We start from the raw sequence: 18,340 nt of genomic DNA on the forward strand, positions 1-18,340 counted from the left end.
CGGAGTTTCACATAGTTAAAGATACAGCCAACAGCCCACACTTACATTATTTGCTAAGGAAATACATACAGGTATCTCGGAGAAGACGAGACTGTTGACGTGATAACCTGGTACGATGTTGAGATAGGCATTTCCTATTCACTCTCAACTCAGGATAAAGATCTTGACGGCTTCGATATCCAGGCTGTTGCTGAGCAGATGTATGATGAGATCAAATTATCCTGATAAGGTTGATGAACATATAAAGCAATCTGAGGTTCTTCCGATAGTTTACTGAGGGGATAATATTGACCTAAGAGGCTCCTCCAATGAACGGTACAGTGAAATTAGATCTTTTGTATTTTCTTTTATGAAATCAAGATTTTTATCTTTCCCTGCTGCTTCAAGTTTTTTAGCAAGGTCAGAAATATCCGTGGCACCTATGGTCCTTGCAGAGCTTTTAAGGAAATGAACCAGTGTTGTGTATATTTCGATATCTTCGGACATAAGAGCGCTTTCAATTTTCTTGGATTTTGAAGATATGGAGTCTGCAAATACCGATAGAGCGCTCAAATAGTCCTCTACATCGCCGCAAAGATAAACCCCAAGCTCGCAGTCAAGTCTGTTCAGATTAAGGAGCTTGTCAGGGATAGTGGTTGCTTTATCCATATGGGAAAGAGCATCTTCTGATGACTTCTCTCTGAGAGAAGCTTCGCTTTCAGTCCCTTCACGCATGGTATAATCTTTATCTTCATCTATCGTTTCCAGCATAATATCGGCAAAGGCTTTATCAAACTGATAGCCCTTGCCTTTTTCTATTTCAGATCTGCCTTTTTCCTGGGGTGCCGTCCTTGCGGATAATGCGGTAAACAACGTAATCTATATTTCTTCTGTTTGTGGGCTTTGCAATCTGCTCGTCAATGGAATCTTGTATCTGCTCGTAGTCCTCTGGATGAACCATTCCCCGGAAAGTGTTGCCTGTAAATTCCCTTAGTTCCTCGACAGTATCACAGCCGAAGATATCGCAGGTGGACTGATTGACGTACAAAAGCTCCATGCTTTCATCCGCGCGGTAGATAAAAAAGCCGCCGGGCATCTGTTCAGCCAGCCACTCCGTTGCAGACATGCCTTCCTTTGAAGGTATGGTCATCATGATGTCATCGCTGATTACTCTGTTTCTCTGCATTTTACTTCCTTTCGGCGCTGCCCCGACCTTTATTCTTCATACAGTATTCTGGACAGGGTTTCTGTCATCTGTTTTATATCTATAGGCTTTGCAATGTGACCGTTCATGCCTGCATCAGTTGCTTTCTTGATGTCTTCCGAAAATGCGTTGGCTGTCATGGCAATAATGGGAACGGAGGCTTTATCAGGATCTTCAAGGCCTCTTATGATAGCAGTAGCTTCATATCCATCCATAATCGGCATCTGGATATCCATAAGAACTGCATCAAAGCACCCTTCTCCGTAAGATTTAACTTTTTCAATGGCCTCCTGACCATTTTCGGCTGTGTCTACAGTCAGTCCCATTTTTTCTAAAAGCTTCTTGGCAATCTGTCTGTTTACCATTACATCATCTGCCAAAAGAACTTTCTTTCCGCTGAAATCTTTCTTTTCAGAGATGCTCTGTTTTTCTTCTTTTTCCGACTTCTCAATGTCTTCGGCAGACTGGAGAGACAGTGTGAGATTCACGATAAATTCAGTGCCTGCACCCTTCTTGGTCTTTACATCAATGGTTCCGCCCATAAGGTCAACAATGCTCTTAACAATGCTCATACCAAGACCGGTTCCCTGAATTTTATTTACATCAGCATCTTTTTCTCTCTCGAATGCTTCAAAAACTTTTGCGGCAAATTCTTCCGACATACCTATTCCGCTGTCCTTTACCCGGATTTCATAATTTGCCTTCCCGGGCTCCGCCAGATCTTTTTCCTTAACTCTGACAGATACCTCGCCCTGGTTGGGGGTGAATTTATAGGCATTGCTTATGAGATTTAGAAGTACGCGGTTTAGTCTGTTCTTGTCACAATAGACATATTTATTGTGAATGTCCTTAATGTCAACCACATAGTTTATTTCTTTTTCAGACATCTGGGTAGCAAAAAGATCCCTGACCTCATCAAAGGTCTTCTGGAGATTCACGGGTGCATTTTCAAGCTCAATCTTGCCGCTTTCTATCCTGCTCATCTCCAGCACGTCATTGATAAGAGCAAGCAGATGGTGGCTGGAGGCTTCTATTTTCAGAAGATAGTCCTTCAGCTCTTCGTGGGAGACATTATCATCCTTTGCAAGGTTAATATATCCGATTATGGCATTCATAGGTGTCCTGATGTCATGGGACATGTTCGATAGGAAAATAGTCTTTGCACGGCTCCTCTCATGAGCTTTTATGGTCTCTTTTTCTGCTTGATTTTCTCTTGTGGACATGATCCTGTAAATCTGCAGCATAATAATGAGGGATATAACAATAAGACTCATCTGAATGAAGCTGTTTCTGGTAAGTGCGTTGTCTGCGCTTTGCAGCTGTCTGCTAATATATTCGCTGGTTTTTTCTAAGTCTTCATCAGAAAGAGTCGGATTCTGCTCCTCGTAATAACTGCTTATGTTGGCAATGACTTCTTTTGTGGTGTCATCCGTAGTTTTTTTTATCCAGACAAGGGAAGTGAAGAATATCATTCCCATCAGGGTTATCCATACAATGACGGAATGGCCGAATCTTCTTTTGCTGTCATGTTCAAAAACAAATCTGAAATAGATAAAGCCAATTACGCTCCAGATTGCAAGGATCAGGTAGCTTTCCGTTGACATTGCTCCGGCAGACCAGATCATGAAGTATAAAAAGAACAGCACTGATGCAAGCATGCCAAGAATGCCTGTAGTCATTACCTTTTTGTTTTCCTCTTTCTTAGCATTCCAAAATGCAGCAGCAGAGGTGTAGCCATAGGCGATGACTGCTCCAATCGTATTTACGTCAATGATCCATCCTATGGCAGTTCTTCCAAGAAGAGGAATGAATACCGAAATGCCTGTAAGCACTAAGAGGGCATTCTGCGGACTTTTTCTTTCGTTAAGCTCACCGAACCAGTGAGGAAGCATTCCGTCATTTGCCATGGTGTATATAAGTCTGCTGGCTGCTATGAAGTTTCCGATAAGACCTGTCATGATGCCTGAAATTGCGGCCATGGAAAGAATGATAATACCTGCATTTCCAAGGGCATCATAGGCAAGATGGAAGGTTGGAAGGCCCAGCACTCCGCTTATATTCGGAAGGTCACTTATATATTCAACCCAGCCCTGATAGTTACTGTGTATTCCGGCGGAAGCAATCTGCACCAGCATTACATAGGCAAGAGCAGATGTGAAAAGAGCTGTTATTATAATTGGAAGTACTTTTTTTGGAGAGAACTTAAAGCCTGCGCCGGAGTTTGATATTGATTCAAAACCGACATAAGCCCAGGGAGAAAGAGCGATAATCGAGATTATTTGTTTTAACGGAGTGTCTGAGGTTGGTGCGAAAAGAGGCCTTGAGAAAATCTGACCGGTACGCTCTGTATAAGCGACGCATACGGCGCAGATAATTATTCCGATAATAAGGACAAAGCACATGATGACCTGAATAGTTGCAGAGAGTCTTTTGCCCTTCATGCATAGTATGCCTGCTACAAGTATGGCAACCACAGAGAGCATTACCTCGCCAAAAAAGACGTCATAGCCCAGTATCTGATAGTGGAAGCCAAACTGGAAAGTGTCTCCTAAAAGGAACTTGCTAAAAAGACCCAAAGCAGTGGCGTTTGCCCATATAATCGCTATGTACACCAGAATCAGGAACCATGCACTCATGAAACCGTGATCATAGCCAAAGGTTTTGACAGTGTAGGTAAGTGTTCCGCCGGAGCCTTGAAATTTGTTCATCAGGTAATAGTAGTTTATACCAATTATGAACATGATAACGGCGCCCACAAGAAGGCCTGCTACAGTGCCAAGAGGACCTGCCTGGGGCAGAAATGTTGTGCCCGGCATTACAAACGTGCCCCATCCTACAGCGCAACCGAATGAAAGCGCCCATACGTGTATAGGATCCAGATATCTGCCCAGATTGTTCTTTTCGTGCATATCGTCTATAGCCATAAAAGATCTCCCTTATTTTTTTCTTTTGCCTATTTCATCGTTTATGGTTTTTATCAGTTTGTCTGCTTCAAAAGGTTTTCCGATATGACCGTTCATACCGCTTTCAAAGCTCTTTTGCCTGTCCTCATCCCTGACATTGGCTGAAAGGGCAATAATGGGAATTGACTTGGAATCCTTCCTTGGAAGACTTCTTATACGTCTCGTTGCTTCATATCCGTTCATGACAGGCATCTGAATATCCATGATGATAAGGTCGTAGAAGTTCTCGGCAGAATTCGCTACACTCTCTACAGCATCTGACCCGTCCTCCACGGAGTCCACCAGGAATCCGGTGCTTAGAAGTATCTTTTCAGCCATCAGCCTGTTTATCTTCATGTCTTCTACTAAAAGAAGTCTGTAGGTTCCTTCGGCTTTAGCGGGAGCATCCTTGGAGATTTCCGGCTTCTTTGAGCCTTTTGCTGCTTTAAGAGGGAGAGATACAATAAAGGTGGTGCCTTCCCCTTTTTTGCTCTGGCAGTTTATGGTACCACCCATTATATCCACAAGTTTTTTTGTAATGGAAAGGCCAAGCCCGGCTCCACGTATTCCTGATACTGTAGAGCTGTTTTCTCTGGAGAATGGAGTAAATAAATTCTGCAGAAATTCTTCTGACATGCCTATGCCCGTATCCGACACAATAAATTCATACCTTGAGTAGCCGGACGCAGAGGGCTTGCCTGCCATGGCAGAAACTATGACTCTTGCTTCTTTATTTGAAAATTTGATGGCGTTATCCACAAGGTTGCTTATGATACGACGCAGCCTGTGGGCATCTATCAGAACCGTATCGTCAGGAACGTCAACGTTCATTTCAAGCGTTATATCTTTTTCCTTAGCTCTGAGGTACATGATATCGTAAACAAGAGTAAGCTCCTCTTTGATGCTGCATATTTCTTCTCTGAGGGTTACTTCTCCTGAACTTATCTCGCTCATGTCCAGAAGGTCATCGATAAGAGACATCATATGCTTGCTGGACTCTTTAACTTTTGAAAGGCTCTCGGACAGCTCCTTTTTGTCATCCATGTACTTGATTGCAAGGTCTGTATATCCCATGATCGCATTCATGGGAGTCCTTATATCATGGGATACATTAAAAAGAAATTCATCCCTGATGATCTTGGTCTGGCGCTGCCTTTCAAGCTCTTTCTCCATTCTGAAATTTTCGTCCATAATACGCTTCTTTTCAGTGATATCCTGAATGAATACGTAGTAAACACTGCCAAATTCCTCTGTGTCCACAAGCCTTCCAAAATCATCCACATAAGCAACGGAACCGTCATTTTTTATGATGCGGTATTCCACGTGATCGAATTTCTCCTCATCAGTGGAAATCTGATCCAATATTGAACTGTCTACGTTTTTGTAATCATCGGGATGAACCATCCCCTTGAAAGTTCCGCCGGTAAGCTTTTTAAAGGAGGCGCGGTCAGCGCAGCCATAGATATTCAGGACGACATCGTTGTATGCAATAAGCTCTTCGGTCTCGTCAGCCTTGTATATAAAGAATCCGCCGGGCATCCTCTCTGAAATGTTTTCTATTGATTCCAGTGAAAGTTTAGTCTTATCTGTACGCATTTTTAGTTCTCCTAAGAATAAAAAAGACTATAGTTCGACCTATACTAAGAATTATAACACTTATCGGCGGGATTGCGTTTGCACACTTTATTAACATACTATAAACAAATTCAACTTAATTGCGTTAAGCGGCGGTTTTGAAATTGTTCGATAATGAGAGTATGATAAGGTAAATACTTATAGACGGGGGAAGTTAATTCGTGAATATAGATGGCTTTTATGACAAATTTGCATCCGGGTCGATTGTTGCGCCTGCGATTCTTTCTTTATCAATAATGCTTCTTGCCGGTTTCTTAATGACAAGAATAACCAAGAAGCTGCGGCTCCCTAATGTAACAGCTTATATTGTGGCCGGAATTCTGATAGGACCGTATTTTCTCAACCTTATTCCGGGCTATTTCCTTAAGGAAACAAGCTTTCTACCTGATCTGGCCCTTGCTTTTATTGCTTTTTCAACAGGAAATTTCTTCAAAGTGGAGGTGCTGAAAAAGAATGGAATAAAAGTAGTGGTCATCACGCTTTTTGAGGCTCTGATGGCATCGATTTTGGTATTTGTTCTATGCTTCTGGCTTTTAAAACTGCCGCTGCCATTTTCATCAGTTATAGCAGCCCTTGCTGCGGCAACTGCCCCTGCTTCAACCATGATGACCATACGTCAGACCAAGGCAAAGGGAGAGTTTGTAGATACTTTGCTGCAGGTGGTGGCTCTGGATGATATTGTTGGACTTATGGCCTACAGCATTGCAATATCAGTAGCAACTGCAGCAGCTTCCGGAAAGAGTATCAGTATACTGGATTCAATCATTCCTTTCCTGTTAAATTTACTTATCCTGTTTGTTGGCGGTGTTTTTGGCATTCTGCTGTCTTTTTCAATGAAGAGAAGGCACAGTACTGACAACAGACTAATCATAGCCATAGCATTTCTGTTTACGTTTTGCGGAATTGCATCAATCGTGCAGGTTTCTCCCCTCCTTGGATGTATGGCTATGGGTTCTGTATATATCAATATTACTGATGATGACAGGCTGTTTAAGCAGCTTAACTATTTCAGTCCCCCTATTTTGATGGTGTTTTTTGTTAGATCAGGCGTTTCCTTTGACCTGGGGGCACTTTTTAGCACGGGACGCTTTGGCGCAGCTCCTCTTATTGTGGTAGGCATTGGGTATTTCCTGGTCAGGATTATGGGAAAATACCTTGGGGCCTATGTGGGCTGCAGGATTGTAGGCTCAGGGATAAAGGTTCAGAGATATCTGGGCCTTGCGCTTATACCACAGGCGGGCGTTGCGATTGGACTTGCAGAGCTTGGAGCCAGAGCTATAAGCGGAGAAATGGGCAATGCTCTATTGACTATCATACTGGCATCAAGTGTTTTGTATGAACTGATAGGCCCTGCAGCCGCAAAGCTCTCTCTGTATTTGTCCGGATCTTATGGGGGTGATGAACAGGCGGATGCAGAGCCTAAAGATGAGTCTGTTTCGGAAGCGGGCAGTGACAATAATACGATAAACGACAATTCAAATCCGACTGAAGAAGCCTGTAATTCTGATATAAACAGCATAGAGAATGCAGAATATGCAAAAGGCACAGATGAAGAAATTTTAATGACTGATGTTTCAGATTCAAGTAATGTCACCCTAAGTGTTTTTTCAACAGATGAAGATGGTTATGATGTTGAAAACCTAAATGAACGCTCTTTTGATGAAGGGGCAGAAGAGTATTTTCAGAATCAGTTTGATGAGGATCCACCTAAGAAGAAAAAGAAGGATAAAAAGTCAAAAAAGGGCGATAAGAAGAAAAAAGATAAAAAGGATAAGAAGTCAAAGAAATGAACAAAAAAAGTGGAAACAGCAGTTTAGGCAAAACGGCTGTTTCCACTTTTTTACAGTTGTCTTATTTAAGAGTATATAGTCTGCAACAGGATGCTTACCGGCTCGGTTCGTTAAGATTTAAAGAACTGCATTTCTTCATTAAGTTTTTCAGCGATTTCCTTTAGAGATGTTGCGCTGCCTGCAAGAGTTGTAACTGTAGCTGACAGTTCCTGCATAGAGGCTCCTGTCTCTTGAGATGATGCGGCGTTTTCTTCGGAAATAGCAGAAAGAGCGCTCATTGTGTCAACAACGGCATTTTTGGATGATTCACAAGTATCAGCGCCTGCGCTGATCAGTTTAACACCACCTACTGTACTGCCAATATCTTCCAACATTCCGTTTACAGCTATAAGTGTTTCGCCAAGAGCAGCTTGCTGATCGACATTTCCCTGGCGTACATCTTCTGCGGCATCAACTGCAGCCTTTGCCTGAGTAAGAAGCATTTCCATTTCAACTCGTATATCATCAGCCAGCTGTTTGGAATTTTCAGCCAGCTGACCTATTTCTTCAGCTACAACTGCAAATCCCTTGCCGGCTTCACCGGCTCTTGCAGCTTCAATGGATGCATTAAGTGATAAAAGATTGGTCTGTGTTGCAATTGAAGTAATGCCTTCCACTTTGCTGCTAATGTTGGTAACTGCTTCCTCGGTGGCCTGTATGGTCTTTGATATCTCATCAATTTTAGCTGTCATTTCCTGAGAAGATTCCTGGAGAGAAGACAATGACCTGCTGGAAACCTCAGAAGCTTCTTTCATTTTATTGGCTGTACTGGACAGGTCTCCCGTTGAATTCTGTACGTCATTCACTGCATCTCCAATGAGACCGACATTTTCCGATGCACTTTGGATTTCATCAGCCTGCTGCGTTGCGCCGGATGCAATTTCCTGGACGGCATTTGATACGTCCTCCGCTGTTTGAGAAATCTGATTGGCCATATCAGATAGTTCTTCGGAAGATGAACCAACTGACATAGCAGATTCCTTTATGCTTGAAACGATGTCATCCAGTTTGTCAATGACATCGTTGGTGGCTTCAGTCATGAGGCCGATCTCATCCGTTCTTTTCTTAACGCCGACTATTCTGACAAATTCACCTTCACGAAGATGTGCAAGAGAATCGGCAACAACTGCAACGGCCTTAGCAATTCCGGATGCCTGGTATATTATTATGCTGGTAGTGAGCACTATTGCAAGAAGACATACGATTATGGAAACATACATAAGTGTGTTGACTTCTTTCAGCAGTTCGTCTTCAGTAAGCGTAAGACCTATTTTCCAGGTCATGTCAGGAACTTTATCCCAAAACAAAAGTCTTTTAGTTCCTTCCCATTTAAAAGAGCCTTCACCTTCGTCATTGGACATGATCTTTTGGACATAATCACCCATTTCCGTGGATGCAGTTATATTCATTTCATCTTTTATGGCATCAGGAAATGCCGGGTGATAAATATAATTACCGTTTCCATCTATGAGGAAAAGAGTTCCTGTCTCGCCAACCCTTATTGAACCAATCTGATCGCTGATGGATGTGAGCATGATATCTACTGTTATACATCCAACAAAGTCACCCGATATTGTTTTTATTGGCGCTGAGCAGGATGCCATAACAAGTCCACTTGACGGGTCATAGTAAGGATCGGTTATGGTTGCAGTAGGAAGCGTCTTCGCATTTGTGTAGTATTCCTGGGAAAAATAGTCATATTCTGCATTTGAATAGTCCCAGGTAAGAATCAGATCTTTTCCATCCCAATTTCCGTTTGAGTCTGTGTTTTTATACCAATAAGGTCCATAATACTGAGCGTCTTTATCAAAAGTATTAGGCTCAAACCACAATCCTGCACCAAGTACCAGATCGCTGCCCTCTACTACTTCAGCAAGTGCATTTCCGTATCCTTCGAATGAAGCGGATTCATATGTTCCAGCGACCATTCTGGCAACTGTATTGGCCTGCGCCCGGATATCTTCAAGTTCAGCTGAAATATAGTTTGTGTGTTCTCCAAGAGTTGCAGCCATTTCACTGTTTGATCTTTCCAGGATTATGCTTCTGCTGACAAGAGTGGTAATGACAGTAAGAGCAATAAGAAGAATCGCAACAATAGGTACAATTGTTACAATGAGTTTGATTTTAAGGCTCATGCCTTCAATCTGTAATGAATTTTCTTTCTTCTTTTTGGTATTATCTTTTGCCATGTCAAACCTCCTAAAATAGGGACTCCGATTTAATTTTATGATACAAGATTTTTACTATTCCGAATATTAATTTTTTCTAAAACATTATGTTCTTTAGATCAGGATTCTTTTAGCGATAAATTATATTGCGTTAATATAATATTTATTGGCAGTTTGGGAAGTAGTATCATTTGATGAAGCAAAAGCGGTAGACAGATGCTCCGCAGCTTCAAGTATCTCTTCGTTTACCTCTGCGACATAAGTTACAATTTCAGCCCTGTATTCCTCATCAGCGAAATAATAGGCATAAGGTTGCCCGTACAGGTAGTATGTATCTGAAGCTACGTTGTTGGCGCTTGCACTTGCACCTGATATATATTCAAGCATGGTTGATGAGGTGCTGGCTGTGTTGTTTAGTGAGGTTATACTGGTGTACATAACCAGAACGAATACCAGCAGCATTATCACATTAGTAAGAATCACACGAAAGAGTATGGACTGGTGCCATTTGACGCTTACAACTTCATTATGTTCCATAGAAAGCCTCCTAAAAAACATATATTTAAATGCTTTTTTGCGTTGAATCCTGCTAGTTTTATTTTAATAAGATACAAAGGGCTCTTCAATTACAGAAATATTAAAAAAATATAAAGGAACCCTCTGCATCTCAGTTAATAACTTGATGACATTAAATAGGCGAGCTCAGTCCTTATTGTTTAGCGTATAGACTCTTATGCCGTTATAGAGTAGCTGGATGATCAGATTGATGGTTATAAGATTCACAGGTAACAGGGTTTTGATCTCATCTGCTAGGAATACTGTAGTCAAGAGCGTAAACGTCGTAATCAATAGTGATATGTTATCAAAGATTTCTCTTTTGTACCAGATGACATATCCCCTTATCAGAAGGATTATCACTATTACGGTTATGATTATGATTGATGCAGATGCCATGGAGGCTATCAGCTGATGGACTATATTCCTGATAACCGGATTGGTTATTGGTTCACATATCTTTGCGGCTGATTCACCGGATTCTGTTACCTTCGCCAGGTAGCTTATTATGATGTTTTTAATCCCTTCGAAGAAGTCCATGAAGTCCACCACAAAGGTGGCAGACTTCATTGCTGATAGCAGGGTTACAATAGCGGAGTAGATTATGCTTAGGTTAAGATCAGATTTAAGAGCCATGTTCTCTGTGTCGAACTTGTTTTTAAAATCACGATAACGCTCGTCATAATTCCGGTCTAAGACAGCCTTATAAGTGTTGCAGCTGTCTTTACAGGCTCGGACCTCTGTCTCGGCTTCTCTTTTTGTTCTGTTCAATTCGTTCAATCGCTGCCTGTCTTTCTCTTTCAGCATTACGTTTTCTTTCAAGATCAAGTCTGCGCCTTTTAGTGTCACGATCTGATCGCTCTTTTTCTGCAGTTCGCTCTTTAAAGCCTGCAGAACTGATTGTATTTCTGATATCTCGGATGAGAGCTGCTGTATCTGCTCCTCTTTCTGGTTTAGGAGTAAGGTCAGATTTTCGTTCTCTTTTTGCATCACTTCCATCTTCGATACCAGATCCCCGATATTCCATGAGTTTTCTGATTCTTTCATTAAGTGTGTTCTCCTTTTCTGTTTTTAATCTTTTAAGTTCAGCAATTCTTTTATCTGTGACTGGAGCTTCGAGTTTTCGCTGTTCAAGCTGTTGTTTAATTCCATCAGCTCGTCCAGATCTTCCTCTTTTTCTTTTATCTCCATCTGTGCCTCTGATAGCTGTCTCTCCAGGAAACTCACCTGATCCCTCAGGAGTGCTTCCGACTGTTCCAGAGATTCGTTCTCCGTCTGTAATTCCTCCAACAGGGAGACCAGCGATTCCTGCCTCTCTAGAATCTTTAGCAGCTCTTCGAGACTTTTCTTTTGTAAGGATTCCTGTAATTCGTCCATATAGATACCTCGCTTTTGATAAGATGTTTTTTGATAGTTCGCTGAATTCATCAGCTATTTTCTGCCTCAGCATGTTTCTTTGCCTGATCTCACGGTTTATTTCGCATCTGTCAGAGACCTTGCCATTTTTCTCCATTTTTCTTGCAGTAACACCCTCATGTACAGTTGGCTCAATATCGAGCCCCTGTCTTTCATAAGACCTGTGATCGATATGAATCTCAGGTGACAGATAATGGTTACAGTGTTCCGCCCAGGACTTTCGCCACTGTTCACATTTGCTGTGTTCATTCCAGTCATTAGCCGGAATGGATATTCGCTCCCACAGGTATTCTGTTCCTTTTCCCTGACGGACTCTGGTTTTCTGATTGCCATTTTCATCAAGGACAGGGATGCGGTACTGGGATGTTTTCTCCCTGTCATTTGGATTGTAGGAAGGTTTCGATGGATCATAAATGGGTTTCCCGTTTTCATCACGGCCATTGGCGAAAACAGACCGCTGCTTTAGCTGCCAGCCTTCTTCCTCATTTATCTCACGTACCGTCAGCATGATATGCGCATGGGGATTTCCATCACCCTTATCATGCAATGCCCAGTCCGCTATCATACCTTTTGATGTGAAGTTTTCTTTTATAAAGCCTCTGACACATTCTAGCTGTTCTTCTCTTGTCAGTTCGTAGGGAAGCGCAACTTCAACTTCCCTGGCAAACTGGGCATCTGTTCTTTTTTCTACCTGCTGTACTTCGTTCCATAAGATTTCACGGTCTAAAAGGCGGGCAGGAGCATTATCCGGAAGGATAATCTCATTCATGACAACTCCACCTTTTCTTGTGTAGTCATGGATGAGTCCTGTTTCATTGCTGTAAAGCTTTTCGCCGGAGCGATAAGCTGCAGCTGAAACAGCGCTACGTCCGCCGTTACGACCGATAATCTTAATGGAACAATGATAGATAGACATTTAACATCACCCCCCTTTCGTTCTATGGTTAAATGGATATCTATAAAGGGCTGTGCCCTTTATGCCGTCTGCACAAGACCGCTCTCTGCGTAAGAGTGCTGTCCGCACAGGACTTGGGTGCAGGGACAACGTCCCGCTCCTCGAAGAGCGCACTAGCGAGCGAAGCGAAGTGGTATAATATGGGCTCCGCCCATATATAAGTGCGCCCTTGTCAGGGAATTAGGAAGCGTCTGTGGAAGGCGAGCTTTCACTGGCTGCCGGAAGTTCTTTTTCCATGGCTTTGGTGAAGTATTTTCCGTTGCGTTCCTGGGCTTTGAGGAAGTTCATAAGGCGGATCTTATCGTCGTCCGTAAACTCCCTGCCAAGTACAGACTCAACGGTTCCACCGATTTCGATAAGCCTCTTGGTTCTGGCTTTTCTGTCAGCTTCCTTTTTCTGCTTTTCAAGCATCTTTTTCTGCGCCTTTAGCTGGTCGGCTTTCTCAAGGTACTTCTGGATTTCATCATCCTTGGCACCTATGCGCTCTTCGATACTCTTTTTGCTTCTTGGCATATTTTGTTTCCCCCTTTCTTTGGATTTGTAATCTCCCAAACTTAAAATGTGGATCTGAAGCTTTGTTTGATTACAGGTTCATTCTATTTGGAGAGGGGAAGTTTAACCTTGATGTGGAATTGATGGAAAATTGCAAGAAAATGAAATAGAAAAAGTCCGGGGAGAAAAATCTCCTCGGACCTGTAATAGAAAAGGAACATGTTATTTCTTTATTTGAGATAATCTGTTTAGTATCTGGGAACCAAGACCCAAACCTGTTTCAAAGTAGTCCTGTTCAATCTCGGTATATTTCTGTTCTATGAGTTCGGGCTGGTCTGCCCATATATTTTCATATATTGCAACAGCCTTTTTTCTGTGTGCGGTTGCTTCTTTTACTTGTCCTGTAATCAGGTATATCCTGCTTATCACTTCTTCAAGTATCGCATAATCGTGACATTTATCAGAGTTGTATTCCTTAACAAGCTTCTGACATTTTTTAATAAGTGAAAGTGCATCATCAGTATTTCCCATGTCCGTCAGAAGAGTTGCATAGTTACATATCTGAATGATCATCTGGTTCATATGTTCAAGATGGTACTCACGAAGGATCTCAATCCCCTTTTGCATATATTCACAGGCGACATCAAGCTCACCGCATTTATGCATTAGTCCGCCGTAGTTTGCGTTGATGTTTGAAATAAGAAGGGCTGTTTCTGTAGATGGTTCCGGCAATACTGAAAGAGCTTTTTCTTCAAGCTTTACTGCTTTATCGGTCTGGTTTTCAAAGGTATCCTTGATCGTTGACCTGAAATCATATAATAAGGCACGGTGCAGGTTCCCTTCAAAGGCTGTGCCCGATAAAAGCTCATCCATATCTGCGATGATGTTCCTCATGCCGGATTCGTAACTGTATCCGGACATATATACAAAAGCATCCTCTATAAACACAAGGTAGTACTCTGTATCATCTTTTTCAATTATATTCATGATATTTGTTAAGGTCTCAATCAGTATCTTGGCATAAGGAACATCAATACCATGCATGATCAGGATGTTCTGCTGGATGTAATCGAGCATTTCCTTACAATTAGTAACTGATGGTGTGGTATCAGCTATGGTTATCTCCTGAACCATCGGGTGAAGACAGATGCGGTTTAAGGGAAGTTCCTTTATATAGCCAAGCTCAATGAGATTATTGATGGCATTCATGTTGGTCTGACAGGCCCATTTAGCGAGAAGCCTTTTGTCAATTCCGGTATGAGGAACAAATGACATATACCTCATGATCACGGTCAGCGATTCATCAAGTTCCGATAATGAAAAGAGAGTGTGTATATGTCCATAGTAGGAGTTCTTCAAAATGGAGCTGTCCTTCTTAATTCCTATGATATCTGCCGAGGAGAGTTTTACGTTTTCATCTTTCAGCTTTTGTAATAATTCAGAAGGAGTAAGCATACCTGAATGAAGGAGTCTTGATGCAAGCTCTACAGTAAAGGTATGGCTGTGAACTGTTTCGATGATCTCATCTATGACAGCTTTTTCGGAGTCCGTATAATCATAAAAATCAGAAACAATAGTAAGGAGATCTTCCTTTTCAGAAAGCTCTCTCAGTTCAAATCTGTCATAATCATAAAAGCTGCTCCTTGTTGTAAAAAGGATGCGGCACTTGTACTTCATAAGATCAGAAAGGAAACGGTCTTTATCAGAAGTCGTATCATAGTTATCTATGATGATGAGACTGTCACTTTTTAAAGAACAAAGGAATCTGTTATGTCTGTTAAAGCGTTCCCTTACGGTATCATCAGGCAGGTCGTCAGCAAATCCAAGTTCGGATATATCTTTTGTGAGGTCTCCGGTATATGAGATATAAAGGATGTTGCAGTAATCCTTTTTGTATTTCTTTGCATAGGCTTTGGCAAGTTCGCTTTTTCCAATACCTGCAATTCCATACAGGAACACCTTTCCTTTTGATACAAGCTCTTCGTGGAGCTGTTCAAGTTCAGTATCCCTTCCGCAGAAAAACCTGCATGGCATAGGCGGATCATTTTCGAAGATATAATCTGCGATAACAGGTGAGTATTCCCCTACTGAAAGAAGTTTTTTATCTGTTTCACGCTTTACAAACTTCCGCTCCATTGCAAAAAGAAGCAGACCGGAAACAAATGTAGCTATCTGACCGTCTGTGGCGGTTCCGCATGATTTCAGAAGTTTTTTCTTCTGGGAATCAGAAATGGTGGTGTCACTTAAAAGAAGATCTTTGAGTCTGCTTGCAGCCATTTCCTTATCATAAAGGATGTTGACTATTCTGCTCTCAATATCCGCTTTCAGATTCTTCTGATGCTCTTCGGAGCTGATATAGTAGGCTATGATTGTCCTGCTGACATTAATCTGCCCCTTGAGCCAGCGACAAACCTGAGTTTCATCAAAATAAATCGTATCATCCGCTTCCCCATATACACATGAAAAGAAGAGCTTCTCAACAAAGTTGAGCTGGCTTCCAAGCTTTTCTTCATTACAGTATTCCTTGATTATGCCTGTTATGCTGCAAAAATCGAGACGTTCCATCAGCGCAGGCTCCTTTCAGAAAATTTTGCAATTTCACATCAATCTGCCATCAAGGAGAAAACACCCCTGTTTCCATAAGATGAACATAGAAGGAATGCAACAGTTATGGAAATTATAGCATATGCAAACCTTCAAATGAATACAGAGGGAGGCTATGAACATGGGGGAACAGATGTTAAAAGCTAAAGAGAAACAGGCCGGAAACGATTACTTCGAATATGACGGTGTAAGGATCATCATAAAGGAACATTTCAATAAAGAAGGAAAGCCTATTGAAAACATTATCGAAGAGTCGGTCTTAAGACAGGCAAGAGCCCAGAACAGATTCGGGCGCCTGCCCCAGAGCAGGGCTGGATAGATAAGATGAGATGCAAACGAGCATCAAATATTCTGTTATAAATTGTCGGTCACACCCACTTATGATATATTTGGTTTAAGCATGTATTGTAAGTGTGGGTTGTTTCATAAGTGAAAGGAGCAAAAAAGAAATGAAACAACAGGTATACAATACAGCGTTATATTTAAGACTCAGCCGTGATGATGAGAATTACGGCGACAGCGTGAGTATTGAGACTCAGAGAACCATTTTAAATCAGTTTGTTAAAGAAAACGGATTCCATGTTGTTGACGAATATGTGGATGATGGATGGTCTGGAACAAACTTCGACAGACCGGAATTCAAGCGCATGATTGAGGATGTTGAGTCCGGGAAGATCAACTGCATCATTACAAAGGATCTGTCCAGATTTGGCAGGGAACACGTAATGATGGGCTATTATCTGGAGTTCTACTTTGTTGAGAAGGATGTCCGTTATATAGCTGTGTCTGACGGAGAAGACACAGAGAAAGGGTTGAGCGACTTTGTTCCCTTCAAGAACCTCTTTAATGAGTGGTTTGCCAAGGACACAAGCCGTAAGATCAAAGCCTGCATGAGTGCAAAGTTTAAAAATGGTGAAAGAACTTTCGCCTATGCACCACTTGGCTACAAGAGGCATCCTGACATCAAAAACAAGCTGGCTGTAGATGAAGAAACAAAATGGATAATAGAAAAGATATTTGAATATGCCCTGCTTGGGAATGGAGCTGGAAAGATAACAAAAATGCTTGTTGAAGAAAAGGTTCCAACACCGGGATATCTCAACTTTAAAAGAGATGGCACATTTGCAAATATCTATGCCGGAGCTCCGCAGGAAAAGGCATACGCCTGGACGATAGCTCAGGTAAAAAGCATCTTAAAGGATGAGACCTATATCGGCAATACTATCCATTACAGGGAGTCAAATGTTTCCTTCAAAAATAAGCATCGGGTTCGCAAAGATAAGAGCGAATGGATGCGGGTTGAAAATACTCATGAACCAATTATTTCAAAAGAGGACTTTGAAACAGTCCAGCAGATGATCGCTTCAAGAAAGCGTGTCCAGAAAGAAGTAAAGGAAACACAGATTTTCGCAGGGCTTGTGAAATGCGCTGACTGCGGATGGTCATTGGGAATATCCACCCATGCCTCAAAATCCAATCCTTACAAGTATTTCAAATGCAGCAGATATAGCCAGTATGGCAAGAATCACTGCACCAATCACTTCATCAAATACGACCTACTGTACGCATATGTACTTGAAAGGCTAAGATACTGGACACAGCAGGCACAGCTTGATGAAGAAAAGCTATTTAAGAAGCTTATGGCGGCCTGTGATAAGGAGTCAGGTAATATCCGAAAGAAACAGGAAGATGACCTGAAAAAAGCCATGAAGCGAAAGAAAGAGCTGGACAGTCTGTTTGCAAGGCTTTATGAGGACTATGTTTCAGGTAAAATCACAGAATACAATTTCAATATGCTGTCAGAGAGATATCAGACGGAACAGGCTGAACTTGAAGAAAAGATAAAAAGCCTTGGCGACGAGTTAAAAGAAGCCAGGGAAAACGAATCGAACGCTGAAAAGTGGCTTGACCTCATTAAGAAGTACAGTGATATCCCCGAACTTACAGCACCTCTGCTGAATGCTCTTATAGAAAAGATTGCGGTACATCAGGCAGTCAAAAAGGATGATGGCACTATAGAGCAGGAAGTAGAGATCTACTATCGCTTTATCGGAAAGATCGACTGATCTTTCTATCCAGTTTGTTACCCATATCTTTAACTAAGTGAAACAGGTCGTGGTATGCCTGATACTTCAATTATGGCAGATCTATGCAAAGTACTTGATATTAGTATTAATGAACTGTTATCTGGGCAGCGCCTATCCAGCGTGGATTACAACGGAAAGGCGGAAGAAAATATGGTAGAACTTATAAAAACAAATGAAAATGTCAAAAGACAAGGCAGAAACGCCGTTGTCGGAACTGTTGCTGGTATTATTTTGTTGTGCCTCTTTATTTATCTGATTACAATTATATCTGGCGGAGTTGGGATGATAATCTACTTCATCGATCCTCCATCCTTAATCTCACTGCTTGGGATGCAGCTTATTATACTTGGTGCTTCCGGTCATTTTGCAGAGTTTTTTAGAAGCTTCAAACTTCTTTTTTCATCTAAAAGATATTCTGATGAAGAACTTATGCAGTTATCAGAAAAATCAGAATATGCCTTAAACTTTGGCATA

General features: G+C 41.8%; 15 protein-coding genes. 5 read left to right on the plus strand and 10 right to left on the minus strand.

The window, feature by feature from the left end; genetic code table 11:
* The first annotated feature begins 99 nt into the window (after nt 1–99).
* Complete coding sequence (locus J6O61_RS12160) at nt 100–225, plus strand: hypothetical protein (protein WP_292213581.1); 126 nt, start codon at nt 100–102, stop codon at nt 223–225.
* A gap of 45 nt (nt 226–270) precedes the next feature.
* Here J6O61_RS12160 and J6O61_RS12165 read toward each other — a convergent pair whose 3' ends face one another.
* Genes J6O61_RS12165 through J6O61_RS12180 form a run of 4 tightly spaced genes read right to left on the minus strand, consistent with a single transcriptional unit; the run spans nt 271 to nt 5,721 of the window.
* Nucleotides 271–750 (minus strand): Hpt domain-containing protein, encoded by a 480-nt coding sequence (locus J6O61_RS12165; protein ID WP_292213583.1) that lies wholly within the window; start codon nt 748–750, stop codon nt 271–273.
* A gap of 49 nt (nt 751–799) precedes the next feature.
* Nucleotides 800–1,165, minus strand: coding sequence for a PAS domain-containing protein (locus J6O61_RS12170; protein WP_292213584.1), 366 nt, complete (start codon nt 1,163–1,165; stop codon nt 800–802).
* 29 nt (nt 1,166–1,194) lie between these two features.
* Nucleotides 1,195–4,107, minus strand: coding sequence for an ATP-binding response regulator (locus J6O61_RS12175; RefSeq protein WP_292213585.1), 2,913 nt, complete (start codon nt 4,105–4,107; stop codon nt 1,195–1,197).
* Between the two features lie 12 nt (nt 4,108–4,119).
* Nucleotides 4,120–5,721, minus strand: a complete 1,602-nt coding sequence (locus J6O61_RS12180) for a PAS domain-containing hybrid sensor histidine kinase/response regulator (protein ID WP_292213587.1) — start codon at nt 5,719–5,721, stop codon at nt 4,120–4,122.
* A 200-nt stretch (nt 5,722–5,921) separates the two neighbouring features.
* Here J6O61_RS12180 and J6O61_RS12185 point away from each other — a divergent pair, with 200 nt between their 5' ends.
* Nucleotides 5,922–7,550, plus strand: coding sequence for a cation:proton antiporter (locus J6O61_RS12185; RefSeq protein ID WP_292213589.1), 1,629 nt, complete (start codon nt 5,922–5,924; stop codon nt 7,548–7,550).
* A gap of 110 nt (nt 7,551–7,660) precedes the next feature.
* Here J6O61_RS12185 and J6O61_RS12190 read toward each other — a convergent pair whose 3' ends face one another.
* The 6 genes from J6O61_RS12190 to J6O61_RS12215 all read right to left on the minus strand — a co-directional run bounded on the left by J6O61_RS12190 (nt 7,661) and on the right by J6O61_RS12215 (nt 15,740).
* Nucleotides 7,661–9,778 carry a methyl-accepting chemotaxis protein gene (locus J6O61_RS12190; RefSeq protein ID WP_292213592.1) on the minus strand — a complete coding sequence of 706 codons (2,118 nt, stop codon included), beginning with the start codon at nt 9,776–9,778 and terminating at the stop codon, nt 7,661–7,663.
* Nucleotides 9,779–9,898: 120 nt separating this feature from the next.
* Entirely contained in the window at nt 9,899–10,294 is a 396-nt protein-coding gene (locus tag J6O61_RS12195) for a hypothetical protein (RefSeq protein ID WP_292213594.1), read from the minus strand.
* Nucleotides 10,295–10,459: 165 nt separating this feature from the next.
* Entirely contained in the window at nt 10,460–11,083 is a 624-nt protein-coding gene (locus J6O61_RS12200; protein ID WP_292213595.1) for a DUF6040 family protein, read from the minus strand.
* Nucleotides 11,037–12,644 carry a MobQ family relaxase gene (gene mobQ / locus J6O61_RS12205; RefSeq protein ID WP_292213597.1) on the minus strand — a complete coding sequence of 536 codons (1,608 nt, stop codon included), beginning with the start codon at nt 12,642–12,644 and terminating at the stop codon, nt 11,037–11,039. The genes J6O61_RS12200 and mobQ overlap by 47 nt, the downstream gene beginning before the upstream one ends.
* A 219-nt stretch (nt 12,645–12,863) precedes the next feature.
* Nucleotides 12,864–13,196: a DUF3847 domain-containing protein gene (locus J6O61_RS12210; RefSeq protein WP_292213599.1), complete on the minus strand. Its 333-nt coding sequence runs from the start codon at nt 13,194–13,196 to the stop codon at nt 12,864–12,866.
* A 201-nt stretch (nt 13,197–13,397) separates the two neighbouring features.
* On the minus strand, nt 13,398–15,740 hold the full coding sequence (locus tag J6O61_RS12215; protein ID WP_292213600.1) for an Archaeal ATPase: 2,343 nt from the start codon (nt 15,738–15,740) through the stop codon (nt 13,398–13,400).
* 160 nt (nt 15,741–15,900) lie between these two features.
* Between J6O61_RS12215 and J6O61_RS12220 the strand changes: the two genes are divergently transcribed.
* The 3 genes from J6O61_RS12220 to J6O61_RS12230 all read left to right on the plus strand — a co-directional run.
* On the plus strand, nt 15,901–16,098 hold the full coding sequence (locus tag J6O61_RS12220; protein WP_292213604.1) for a hypothetical protein: 198 nt from the start codon (nt 15,901–15,903) through the stop codon (nt 16,096–16,098).
* Between the two features lie 130 nt (nt 16,099–16,228).
* Nucleotides 16,229–17,845 carry a recombinase family protein gene (locus J6O61_RS12225; protein WP_292213607.1) on the plus strand — a complete coding sequence of 539 codons (1,617 nt, stop codon included), beginning with the start codon at nt 16,229–16,231 and terminating at the stop codon, nt 17,843–17,845.
* A 72-nt stretch (nt 17,846–17,917) separates the two neighbouring features.
* The coding region (locus tag J6O61_RS12230; RefSeq protein ID WP_330613783.1) for a hypothetical protein at nt 17,918–18,340 on the plus strand (423 nt) is incomplete at its 3' end.

Source organism: Butyrivibrio sp., from assembly GCF_017635265.1.
GTDB lineage: Bacteria > Bacillota > Clostridia > Lachnospirales > Lachnospiraceae > Butyrivibrio.

Excerpts from the sequence above, each read along its gene's own strand:
- J6O61_RS12165 (WP_292213583.1), bottom strand. The coding sequence starts at position 750 with ATGCTGGAAACGATAGATGAAGATAAAGATTATACCATGCGTGAAGGG.
- J6O61_RS12170 (WP_292213584.1), bottom strand. The coding sequence starts at position 1,165 with ATGCAGAGAAACAGAGTAATCAGCGATGACATCATGATGACCATACCT.
- J6O61_RS12175 (WP_292213585.1), bottom strand. The coding sequence starts at position 4,107 with ATGGCTATAGACGATATGCACGAAAAGAACAATCTGGGCAGATATCTG.
- J6O61_RS12180 (WP_292213587.1), bottom strand. The coding sequence starts at position 5,721 with ATGCGTACAGATAAGACTAAACTTTCACTGGAATCAATAGAAAACATT.
- J6O61_RS12190 (WP_292213592.1), bottom strand. The coding sequence starts at position 9,778 with ATGGCAAAAGATAATACCAAAAAGAAGAAAGAAAATTCATTACAGATT.
- J6O61_RS12195 (WP_292213594.1), bottom strand. The coding sequence starts at position 10,294 with ATGGAACATAATGAAGTTGTAAGCGTCAAATGGCACCAGTCCATACTC.
- mobQ (WP_292213597.1), bottom strand. The coding sequence starts at position 12,644 with ATGTCTATCTATCATTGTTCCATTAAGATTATCGGTCGTAACGGCGGA.
- J6O61_RS12210 (WP_292213599.1), bottom strand. The coding sequence starts at position 13,196 with ATGCCAAGAAGCAAAAAGAGTATCGAAGAGCGCATAGGTGCCAAGGAT.
- J6O61_RS12215 (WP_292213600.1), bottom strand. The coding sequence starts at position 15,740 with ATGGAACGTCTCGATTTTTGCAGCATAACAGGCATAATCAAGGAATAC.
- J6O61_RS12220 (WP_292213604.1), top strand. The coding sequence starts at position 15,901 with ATGGGGGAACAGATGTTAAAAGCTAAAGAGAAACAGGCCGGAAACGAT.
- J6O61_RS12225 (WP_292213607.1), top strand. The coding sequence starts at position 16,229 with ATGAAACAACAGGTATACAATACAGCGTTATATTTAAGACTCAGCCGT.